Source organism: Anaeromyxobacter sp. PSR-1, assembly GCF_000964525.1.
Lineage (GTDB): Bacteria > Myxococcota > Myxococcia > Myxococcales > Anaeromyxobacteraceae > Anaeromyxobacter.
In genome coordinates this window covers 1-6,978 of sequence record NZ_BAZG01000214.1, presented here as the reverse complement: position 1 = coordinate 6,978, position 6,978 = coordinate 1, and the positions used below count along the sequence as shown (strand labels likewise).

The 6,978-nt window shown below is 69.5% G+C and carries 7 protein-coding genes and 1 tRNA gene; 4 read left to right on the top strand and 4 right to left on the bottom strand.

Annotated features, from left to right (window positions below; all coding sequences use genetic code 11):
- Together PSR1_RS20480 and PSR1_RS20475 are read left to right on the top strand one after the other, a co-directional pair.
- Window positions 1-1,406, top strand: a 1,406-nt coding sequence (locus PSR1_RS20480; protein ID WP_059439243.1) for a PLP-dependent aminotransferase family protein, incomplete at its 5' end; no start/stop codon positions are given.
- A gap of 108 nt (window positions 1,407-1,514) precedes the next feature.
- Complete coding sequence (locus tag PSR1_RS20475) at window positions 1,515-2,402, top strand: bifunctional 2-polyprenyl-6-hydroxyphenol methylase/3-demethylubiquinol 3-O-methyltransferase UbiG (RefSeq protein ID WP_059439242.1); 888 nt, start codon at window positions 1,515-1,517, stop codon at window positions 2,400-2,402.
- Window positions 2,403-2,436: 34 nt separating this feature from the next.
- On the opposite strand, the gene PSR1_RS20470 is transcribed toward PSR1_RS20475, so the two are convergent.
- Window positions 2,437-2,637: a hypothetical protein gene (locus PSR1_RS20470; RefSeq protein WP_059439241.1), complete on the bottom strand. Its 201-nt coding sequence runs from the start codon at window positions 2,635-2,637 to the stop codon at window positions 2,437-2,439.
- 169 nt (window positions 2,638-2,806) lie between these two features.
- On the opposite strand from PSR1_RS20470, the gene PSR1_RS20465 reads away from it, so the two are divergent.
- Together PSR1_RS20465 and PSR1_RS20460 are read left to right on the top strand one after the other, a co-directional pair.
- Window positions 2,807-3,088 (top strand): YciI-like protein, encoded by a 282-nt coding sequence (locus tag PSR1_RS20465; RefSeq protein ID WP_059439240.1) that lies wholly within the window; start codon window positions 2,807-2,809, stop codon window positions 3,086-3,088.
- Window positions 3,089-3,188: 100 nt separating this feature from the next.
- Window positions 3,189-3,262, top strand: a tRNA-Arg gene (locus tag PSR1_RS20460).
- A 1,085-nt stretch (window positions 3,263-4,347) separates the two neighbouring features.
- On the opposite strand, the gene PSR1_RS23585 is transcribed toward PSR1_RS20460, so the two are convergent.
- From PSR1_RS23585 to PSR1_RS23940, 3 genes are all read right to left on the bottom strand, one after another.
- Complete coding sequence (locus PSR1_RS23585) at window positions 4,348-6,270, bottom strand: restriction endonuclease (RefSeq protein ID WP_082100323.1); 1,923 nt, start codon at window positions 6,268-6,270, stop codon at window positions 4,348-4,350.
- Between the two features lie 23 nt (window positions 6,271-6,293).
- Window positions 6,294-6,656 (bottom strand): hypothetical protein, encoded by a 363-nt coding sequence (locus PSR1_RS23945; protein WP_152643398.1) that lies wholly within the window; start codon window positions 6,654-6,656, stop codon window positions 6,294-6,296.
- Between the two features lie 52 nt (window positions 6,657-6,708).
- On the bottom strand, window positions 6,709-6,978 hold a 270-nt coding region (locus PSR1_RS23940; protein ID WP_237758175.1), incomplete at its 5' end, for a hypothetical protein.

Sequence of the window (6,978 nt, the reverse complement as noted above, 5' to 3'; positions counted from 1 at the left end):
GGCGCATCCGCGACGCCATCCTCGCGGGCGCGCTCGCGCCCGGCGCGCGCCTGCCGTCCACCCGCACCCTGGCCCGCGACGTGGGCGTCTCGCGCAACACGGTCGAGCAGGCGTTCTCCCAGCTCGACGCGGAGGGGCTGCTGGTCCGCCGCGTCGGGAGCGGGAGCGTGGTGGCGCTCCCGGCGCACGCGCGCCCGGCGCAGCGGCTGGCGCGGGTGCAGTCCGCCGGGCCCGGCGACGCGCCGCGCCTCTCGCACGCCGCCGCGCGCCTGGTCGCGGCGCGGCCCCGGCCCGAGCCGCTCGAGGTCCGGCCGCTCACGCCCTGCCTGCCGGCGCTGCGGGAGTTCCCGCTGCACGCCTGGCGCCGGTCGGTGGCGCGCGCCTGGCGCGACGGCGCGGAGCGGGTGCTCGGGTACGCGCCGGTGGAGGGCGTCGCGGCGCTGCGCCGGGCCGTCCAGCAGCACCTCGCGGCCGCGCGCGGCGTGCGCTGCGACTGGCGGCAGGTGCTGGTGTACACGAGCACGCAGCAGGCGCTCGACGCGGCGGCGCGCGTCCTGCTCGGGCCCGGCGACGCGGCGTGGCTGGAGGAGCCCGGCTACGCGGGGGCGCGCGCCGCGGTCGAGGCGGCAGGGGCGCGGACCGTGCCGGTGCCGGTGGACGCCGAGGGGCTCGACGTCGCCGCCGGGGAGGCGCGCGCCCCGCGGGCGCGCCTCGCGTACGTCACGCCCTCGCACCAGTATCCGCTCGGCGTGACGCTGTCGCCGGCACGCCGCCGCGCCCTGCTCGCCTGGGCGGCCCGCGCCGGCGCCTGGGTGCTGGAGGACGACTACGACAGCGAGTTCCGCTACGACTCCCGCCCGGTCGCGTGCATCCAGTCGATCGACGAGGGCGGCCGGGTCCTCCACGCCGGCACGTTCAACAAGGTGATGTTCCCGGCGCTGCGGCTCGCGTTCCTGGTGGTCCCGCCGCCGCTCGTGGACGCCTTCGCCGCGCTCCGGGCCGCCACCGACGGCCACGTGGCGCACCTCACGCAGGTCGCCATGGCCGACTTCATCGCCGCGGGCCAGCTCGGGGCGCACGTCCGCCGCATGCGATCGCTGTACGCCGAGCGGCGGGACGCGCTCCGCGACGCGCTCCGGCGCGAGGCGGCCGGGCTCCTCGAGCCGGGCCCTGCGGAGGCCGGCATGCACCTGACGGCCCGGCTCGCCCCGGGGGTGGACGACGTCGCGGTGGCCGCGCTCGCCGCCCGGCGGGGACTCGACCCACGCGCGCTGTCCCCCATGTACGCCGCCGCCCCTGGCGAGCCCGGCCTGGTGCTGGGCTTCTCCGGGGTGGAGCCGGCGGCGCTCCGGCGCGCGGCCCGCGAGCTGGCCCGCGCCCTCTCGGACGCGCCCGCGCGGCGGTGAGCGGGCCCCGACGCCTGCCCCGCCCCACGTGCGGGCGGCCCGGACCGCGGCGTTGCCGGATGACACTGGGCGTATGAGCCTGGGATCGTCGCGGACGGCGGAGGGGCCATGGCGGATCAGGCGCGTCACCCGGAGGAGATCCACCGCTCCGAGGCAGCGTACTTCGACGCACAGGCGGCGACGCTCGAGCGCGCCGGGTGGCGGCTCGACCCGGCGGTGGTGGCGCGGTACCTCCGGCCCGCCCGGTTCTGGTTCAACAAGGAGTACCGGTTCCGGCGCCTCGGCGAGGTGCGCGGGCTGCGCATCCTCGACGTGGGGTGCGGGCTCGGGGACAACGCCATCCTGCTCGCATCGCACGGGGCGCGCGTCACCGCGGTGGACCTCTCGCCCCGGTCCGTCGAGCTGGCGCGGCGGCGGGCGGCGCGGGCCGGCCTGGCCGAGCCGCCCGAGTTCGTGTGCGCGCCGCTCGAGCGGGCAGACCTGCCCGAGGCGGCGTTCGACGTCATCTGGGGCGACGGCGTCCTGCACCACGTGCTGCACGACCTCGACGGCGTGCTGCGGTGCCTGGCCCGGGCGGCGCGGCGGGACGCGCGCTTCCTGTTCTCCGAGCCGGTCGATCGCGTCCCCGGGCTTCGGAGGCTGCGCCTGCTGCTGCCGGTGCCGCCGGACGGCACGCCCGACGAGCGGCCGCTCCGCGAGGCGGAGCTGCGGCGGATCCGCCGCTGGGTGCCCGATCTGCGGGTGCGGCCGTTCTCGTTCGCCGGACGGCTGAACCGCTTCCTGCTGCCCGGCGGCGCCTACGAGTCGGCGGGCGCGCTGCGCCGCGCCGCCGCCGACGGCCTCTGCCTCGCCGACTGGATCGCGCTGGGGGTGCCCGGCCTGGCGCGGCTGGGCGGGATGGCGGTGCTGGAGGGGCACCTGCGGGATGCCGCGCGGGCCGCCTCGCCGCGCGTACTCGCGGACGCCGGCCCCGCCCAGGCTGACGCCGGGGTATAGGCGCCGGCCGGCGTCGTGAGGAAGGTCGTCCCGCTCAGCGCCGGCCGCGATCGCGGCCCTTGCCCGTGTCGTGGCAGGTGCCGTCGCTCCACTGGTGGCCCGGCGGGCACTTCTTCGAGGCGGCCGCGGGCTGGACCGACTGGACGGAGCGGCGCTGCACGGGGAGCTGCACGGCGCAGCCGGTGCCGAGGGCCATGAGGGTGGTGACGGCGAGGGCGGCGAGGAGGTTCTTCACGGGAGGGCTCCACTGCGGGTGCGGGGGAGGGGCAGTGTAGCGAGCGCTCACCGCGCTCGAAAGGGCGGCGCCATCCGACATCCGCCCGCCCCGCTCGTCCCGTTCGCGGCCCGCCTGGCCCGGCGCGTTGCCGCGTGCCGGGGCGGCGGACCGCCGGTATACGAAGGCCATGTACTTCGCGCTCCTGTACGAGACGGTCCCCGACTACGTCCAGCGCCGGGCGGCGTTCCGCGACGAGCACCTCGCGGCGGCCCGGAAGGCCCGGGAGGCCGGACGCCTCCTCCTGGCCGGCGCCTTCGATCCACCCGACGGCGCGCTCCTCGTCTTCAAGGCCGACGGCGCCGAGGAGGTCGAGGCGTTCGCGCGCGCCGACCCGTACGTGCGGAACGGCCTGGTCACGTCCTGGCGCGTCCGCCCGTGGACGGTGGTGGTGGGCGGGGAGGGGCAGTAGCCGGGGCGGACCGCCGCCCGCCCCGGGAGCGTCGCCGCGGGCCGGGCGTCCTGCTCCCGCTGGCGCCGGGGTTGTGGTAAGCCCAGGCCTTCGCAAGGCCGGCCCCGTAGCTCAGCTGGATAGAGCGGCGGTTTCCTAAACCGTAGGCCGTGGGTTCGAGTCCCGCCGGGGCCACTTTCTTTCCATGTAATCCCGAGCCCTTCGCCGGGTCGATCCGTCGAAGCCCTCGGGTTTCCGCGCGCTTGCCCCAAATCTGCCGGAACGCTGCTGCGGCACGCCGGGTACCGGTTTCGCGCCGCGCCAGGGTGGAGGGGCCTACGGTTTGGAAGACCTTGTGCCCGCCGGCGCTCGCGCGGGCGTTCGGTTGCTGCAGGCCCCGACTTCGCGGCTCGAGTGCTCGTGCAGGCTCGAGACCCCTGCGGCGCACGTATCAGCGTCCCCGACGTCTTCCCGGTTCGTGGCCGACCGACGGTCGCGTATTCGACCCGACCCTGCGTCCGGTTGACGAAGGCGAGCGAGGCGATAGGGGCGCCCCGTGAGTGAGCGCTGTCTTCCAACTGCCCGGGTGAGGGGCCCGAACTCGAAGCGCTTCTCGAAGCGCTCGCTGAACGGCTTGCCAGTCGCCTCGCGGACAAGCTGGCAGGACGCGACCATGTCCGCGCGTCGATGCAGGGTTGAGCCCGCTGCACTGAAGTGCCTGTGTGAAGGAAAGGGTGGAAAATGAAGCATTGGGATATCTGGCGTCCGACGCTCGTCAGTGTGGGCCCGAATCTCCTCGTCCAGGTGATCATGCCTTGGCTTCAGAACTGGATCCGCTAATCAGCTAATCAGCACGGATCGCACGGCAGCACGCGGGTAACAGCCGAGTAGCAGCGCGGTACTCCCAGTTATACGCACAGCAGTTCGCACAGGAGTAAGCCCGGGAGGCCGCTGCGCTGCGCAGCGGCCTCCCATTTCTTGGGGCGGAGCGGCGTTTGGGGCGCGCAGCCGGTGTGCCGCCGCCGGCCGATGTCCGCTCTACACCGGTAAAGACAGGGCAAGGCGCACCCCAGAAGTCGCCTCCTTAGTTTCTTGTGCCCGTTCGCGCGTCTCGCCGCCGTCTCCTCGCGGCGCACAAATCACAGCACCGCCTCCGCGAGACGAACGACAGCTGGGACCCGTTGGTCGCCTCGCGAGCTATAGAGGCGCGGGCGTCGAGGACGGTGCCTTCGAACCCTGAATGCGAGCGCGACGCGCGTAACGCAGGCACGCGGAAGGTCTCATTGCTCCGGACCAGGCAAGTTCTTCCCGGTGGCTATCGGAACCCACACGCCGGGAGCCTCCTCGCCCCACATCCAGGGCTTGTCGCTCCCGCTGAACGGAACACCTAGAGTGACGTTGTGGCTCTTGCGCCAGTACTCGAACGTTGAAAGCTGTGCGCGTCCACGAAGATATTCCTGGACGGCCGCAATGAACTGCCGGGTCCAGCTATACGCTTCCTCGACGAGAACGTAGGTTGGACGGTTGCGGAACTCCTCGCGGAACAGCGATACATTCACAACCGCATAACCTTCGTCATCCTCCACCTCGCACCGCGTCGCCAGTTCGGGCTGTGCCACGTGGCACGCCCATGCCGCCGCCTCCTCAACGGTCGCGAGCTCCGTTCCGTAGCGCCACGCGGTCGTGAGTGTGAAGCGGCGACTTTGTGGGAGTATCGGCGAGGGCATTTCGTCGAGAAAGCTGAGGACTTCACCGGTGTGGAACGTCTTGCGCCGGATCTCGGGAAGCGGGTCGTGGCCGTTCGCCGCGAGCAGGTATCTCGCCTCCGATGGATCGATCAGTTCGACGCCTTGCGCATTCTCGAGGGCCCGTCGAATGGCCTGAAGCCTCGGTGCATCTTCGGAACGGTCCGCGAATGGGTGGGGGAGCTCAGGGTCCGCGGTTCGCATCGGAACAGGCCCTCCGAGCAGATCCTTATGGAACCACCCGCTCATTTGACGACCAAGGCGAGTGATGACCGCTGTCTCGTTCGGCGGGGGAACAGCACTGAGAGCCCAATGCCGCCATGGAGCGCTCAGACAGAACACGCTTTGGCTCCATTTCGTGAGCTGGATGTCGCGAACCGAAGCTTGAAGCGTGCGTTCTCGAAGCGTCAGTGCTGAGTGAATCTCCGCGGCAAGGCAGGCATCCTGATCCTTCGCGTACAGCCGAATCCAAGGTCCTTCAGTGACGCGTGCGTCAGTATCACCAGACCAGTGCTCGCTCACATGCGCTGAATACCAGTCCGCTTCGACACCACAGCTCGCCTCCGTCGAGACCACAGAAACGGGATCGAACTCCTCGGTGCGGATCCGAGCGCCCTTTCGTTCCCCACGCAGCGGCACAATCTCAGGACGACCGACTCGTACCGTGAAGCCTTGGAAGCTCTTGCTCATCGCAAGTATCACTGCCAGCGCCACGTCCCTCGATACCGAGTGAACTTCATCCAAGGACTCCAGTCCGTCGCACATAAAGGCGGTTCCCCACATCGGAGAATGGCTCGGCTCTTCTGCCGTTGGGGGTTCCGGGGCGCGGTAGGGTTCAAACGCCTCCGCAGCGACGACCGCTTCATGCACACGAAATACACATTTCGGATGCCGCTCTCGCAGGAAAAGCACAGAGGGAAGAGCCCAGTCTTCGCGACAAACCCGGAAAGGCAGAAGCGAAGCGTCATCTGCGTGACGCCGCACTATCACTTCCAGCGCAAGCGTGAAGCGGTTTCTCGATATCTTTTCGCCGTCAAGCCACAGCGCGCTAAGTAGCGTGTCGCCGAGAAGTTCACGAAGAAGCCCCTCGCCCTCTATGTAGTCGAGATGGAACCCGGGATAGTCGTCGAGGTACTCGCGCTTTGCCTGCGGCGACATGCGAGCATTCGTCACGAACAAGCTGTGGCGATACCCTAGTTTGATCATCGCCTTCGGCAACTCACCAGCCTCTGCCGAGGAGCAGGCCGCGCTTGAATCCCGATGGTACTTACACTGAACGAGGTGTTTATCTCCGCGGGTCGTAAGAGAGTGTATGTCGCGGCCGCCATCCCCTGGACCATCCGTGATTCGAATGTCGTGGTGCCCGTGCAACACAAGCAGGTCCCGAACAACGCTGACCAGCGTCGCGGGATCGAGCGCTCCTGCCAACTCGTCGGTAGGGTTCTCGCGCTTATCCATATTGGGCGAAGGTTAGCCGAGACTCACGGCGAGAACATGATGCCGCGCGACCGCCTGAACGTTGCGTCGTATGCGCGAACGAGGAACGCGCCGTGCTGCGCCGTAGTGAGGTGAAAGTGAAACGCAAATTCGGTGTGTGGATGTAGGGTAATGGCCCGTAACTCAAAGTCACCTTCGCTCGGTAGCGTCGCGTGAGACACACCAGAAAACGAAACCCTGAAAGGCTCTGAACCGGGTAAGGTTCGCGCCGTAAGTGTCACTCCGCCGGTTCTCGTCGTCGGATCATTGGGATCGAACTCGGGGATCAACGATTCCGCGCTGACGACCCTTGGGAGCATTGCGTTCACTTCCGCCACGACCTGCGCCATTTCAGCGTCACTCTTCATTCGTCGCCTCACACGTTCGAGATCCGCCCGTGGGCTTGCCTGGCGGACCGGGTTATCCGTTCTTGCCCGCTGCCTTCCGCGGGACATTCGCGGCGCAGTTCAGCACAAAGCTCGAAACGCTGATCCCGTTCTTGCTCAAGGCTGATGCTTGATCGCGGAAGAAGTCGCGCGCTCGTTCAAGGCTCCACTTCGGAGTGCTCTGGTACTGATGGTGCTGCTTGTCCCAGCGGTCGCACAGAAACCATCCGACCAGGTAAACCCCTGTCGTGAACCCATTTGGCTTCAGGTACTGGTTCACGAGTTGATCGTCCATCGCGGTTTG